3 protein-coding genes are annotated in these 3647 nt (G+C 32.9%); all 3 read left to right on the forward strand.

Annotated features, from left to right (window positions below; all coding sequences use genetic code 11):
* Positions 1-383, forward strand: a 383-nt coding sequence (locus Q1R07_RS16025) for a T6SS immunity protein Tdi1 domain-containing protein (protein ID WP_300492178.1), incomplete at its 5' end; no start/stop codon positions are given.
* An 86-nt stretch (positions 384-469) separates the two neighbouring features.
* Positions 470-1060 carry a hypothetical protein gene (locus tag Q1R07_RS16030; RefSeq protein WP_300492180.1) on the forward strand — a complete coding sequence of 197 codons (591 nt, stop codon included), beginning with the start codon at positions 470-472 and terminating at the stop codon, positions 1058-1060.
* 682 nt (positions 1061-1742) lie between these two features.
* Positions 1743-3284, forward strand: coding sequence for a serine hydrolase (locus tag Q1R07_RS16035; protein ID WP_300492182.1), 1542 nt, complete (start codon positions 1743-1745; stop codon positions 3282-3284).
* Positions 3285-3647: the final 363 nt, after the last annotated feature.

Raw genomic sequence — 3647 nt, forward strand, 5'->3', positions numbered from 1 at the left:
CATTATTAAAAGAGTTTCCAAAATTAAAAAATCAATCTATTATGCCTTTTGCAAAAACGGCAATGGGTAATTTTTATTTGACTGGGGAAGTTGATAATGAGAAGTGCATTGCTTTTTACAACATACAAACAGAAGAATATATATATGTTGACGATGAATTCAATCGATTCCTAGATAGATTTGCGGGAAATACGATTTATATGGAAGACGAGTGGTATGGTCATATAGAACTCCCTGCACTTGATAAATATGGCCCGGTAGCAATTGATGAATGTTTAACGTTTGTACCGGCCTTAGTTTTTAGTGGGGACGAAAATATAGAAAACATACAAAAGGTAAAATGGAAAGAAAATTTACAACTATTAGCACAAGCTTTTAGTTGATATAGTATCAAAATAGTATTGTTTTATAAATAAGCAAACTTCTATTTTTTGAAGTTTTACTTGTTAATGACTTAAAACTAAAAATCATGAATTATACATTAGAAGACATAAAAAAATTTATTTTAGAATTTACAGAATTGGAATATCAATTTGGACTAGGGCAATTTGATAGTTCAGTAACAGATGAAGAATGGGAAAATTTGGTAGTAAAACTTGAAAATTGCTATAGTAGTGAATTTGGTTATTATGAAGCTATTACTATGTACAGAGATGAATCTTTGATGACTCAGGAGATTTATGATAATAACAAAAATGATTTAAAAAAGAGAAGATTATTCTTAATTAGAAAATACGAAGATCCTAAATTTGGCAAAGGAATATATGATACGGATTCTAATGTAGTTTTTTCTTGTTTTTTAGGTTCAAATACTCAAAAGGGACTAGAAATTTATTCTAGAAATACTAGTGTTGGCATCGTTAATGGTGAGTTAAAAGTTATTTCAGAAAGAACCCTAAATCATGATAAGGGCTTGGATGAAATCGAATGGGTTTATAACAAAAGATCTAATATATATACAGAAGACATCACAATAAAAAAAGATGGTACGTTAGTAGAAACATTAAGGGTTTTTGAACCAGAGCATCCTACCTGGTTAGCAGATTACAACGAAGGATAATTTAAAAAAAGCCCCGCTCTCCGAAGTTTGTAACTTCGGAGTATAAACAAAAATTGGATATGCAAACAAAAAGTTGAGTAAAAGTTAAACTACATTTTTATAATTGTTTAGCTTTTTATTCGTTTCATCTGAAAATTTTCCTACTCTTAACAAACTAGGTTTTCCATAGTTTAATGCATGTTTTTGCTCGAATGGATCAGAAAGGTCAATAAGTAGCTTTGATTTAATAGTGTTATTGTGTTTATAATGAGGTGTTTATATTGTAGGTATTACAACAACTACCTAATGGTGACAGTAATTATGTTACCAAAACGTTACCATTTATTGAGAAAAAATATTGAAGGGCTATAAATAGGGTTATACAGGAAAGAGGTTCAATACCCTCTTTCTCTGCAACTATCTTCTAAAATTATGCAGCGATTAATTCACTAAGGGATTTCAAATCTTCCAATAATTGGTTCGAATTTTGGATCATAAGGTTCACAAAAAAGCCTGCAAAATTTTTGCAGGCTTTTTTGTTGGGTAAAACTAACGGTAAAACTAACGGTAAATTTGTAGGTCAAATCTTGTTTTTGTGAAACTGTTATTCGTTTCTTTTTAGTGTTTTATATATTGTAATTCCTTGAAAAATAGTTTTTTCAACGCAAAAAAAAAGTGTAGTTTTGGAGAAACATAAGACCTTATGAAGCTTTCTTTAGCCTATCTTTTTAGTTTGCTTATTTCAGTTTCCGGACTGGCTCAGATACAAAAAGCAAATCGTAATAATGATTCCTTTTCAAGCGTCGATTCCGTACTGACAAGCGTTTTAAAAGACCAACATATTGCAGGTTTTGCAGTGGCTGTAGTAAAAGGAAATGACGTGATTTATAGCAAAGGATTTGGTTATCGCGACGTCGAAAACAAAAAGCCGGTCACAACTAACACGCTTTTTGCTATAGGTTCCAGTAGTAAGGCTTTTACAGCTTCTTTATTGGGATTGCTTAGAAAAGAAGGCAAACTGACATTCGAAGATAAGGCGGTCGACTTGTTGCCGCAGTTGCGCTTTTATAATAACGAAATGAACAATCAGATTATTCTAAGAGATCTGATGGCGCACAGAACGGGACTTTCCCGATATGATTTATCCTGGTATTTGTTTAACACCAAAAATAGAGATAGTATTATTTCACGTGTCAGGTATATGCAACCGAGCGCAGCTGTTCGCGAAAAATGGTTCTACAATAATTTTATGTATCTGGCACAGGGTATGATTGCAGAGCGGTTTAGTGGTAAAACATGGGAAGAAAATATAAAAGAAAAACTTTTTATCCCATTGGAAATGACCCGTTCGAATACCGATATTAAAACGTTTCAGAATGATAGCGATGCCGCTTTACCCTATACGGTAGAAAAAGATAATACGATTAAAAAGATCGATTATTACAACATTAACGGAATGGGACCGGCAGGAAGTATCAACAGTAGTGTAAACGATATGGCTAACTGGTTAAAGGTGTGGATTAACGACGGATCTTTTAAAGGAAAAGAAATCTTGCCAAAAAACTACATCACCGAAGCGATGAGTTCTCAAATGGTTATGAGTGCCGATCTGCCGGATAAGCATAGCGACATTTTTTTAGCCAATTATGGTTTGGGTTGGATGATCGGTTCCTATAGAGGACACTACGTAGTAGAACATGGCGGTAATATTAACGGGTTTTCGGCGAATGTTGCCTTTTTCCCTTCGGATAAGTTAGGGATTGTTGTCCTGACAAATCAAAATGTATCGAAAGTTCCGATGATAGTTTGTAATTCTATTGCCGATAGAATGCTCAATTTAAAACCGGAGGACTGGAATGGTGAAGTAAAAGCAGCAGCTGCAGAAAAAGCACTTCAGGCAAAAAAGGAAACTAAAAAGATGCCCGTCCCAAATACAAAACCATCACATCCTTTAAAAGATTACGCAGGATCCTTTACGAATCCTAGCTATGGAAGCATCAAAATAGCTTTTCGGGATAAGAGTTTGTATACAAAATTAGGAGAAGAGGAAATCATACTGAAACACTTTCATTTTGATATTTTTGATCCAAGGTCAATAGATAAAAACGGAAAAGTGGATACCGAACAGAGTACGATGATGTTTAATTTTGCTACCGATGTCGACGGTAAAATTCAGACGATAGGAATTTTTATGAATGATTACGAAAAACCGGTGCTATTTGATCGGGATGTAAACAAAAAATAACTAAAATACCAGGGTATAGATTTTCAATTAAAAATTCAGATTTATACCTAAAGTTCACAAAAAAGGACAAACCATTGGTTGGTCCTTTTCTACTTTATAGACTTCTGCTTTGCGAATAATCGTTTCACACTATTATGGTGGTACTAGTTCGTTTGTATATATTCTAACGAACTTTTAGCTCAAAATAATTCCATTTATGTCTTATCGTTATGTATTCTCCTTTTATTTGAGAATATTTGATTATGGTCTAATTTATAGTGAATTATGAAAGCAATTTTTAAAATATGGATTTTTATACTCCTGATTTTATTTATAGGTTGCGAGCTGAAAGAGAAAGTTGTAAGCCATACAAAAAAAATAAAA

Origin of the sequence: Flavobacterium sp., assembly GCF_030146175.1 — a bacterium.
GTDB lineage: Bacteria > Bacteroidota > Bacteroidia > Flavobacteriales > Flavobacteriaceae > Flavobacterium.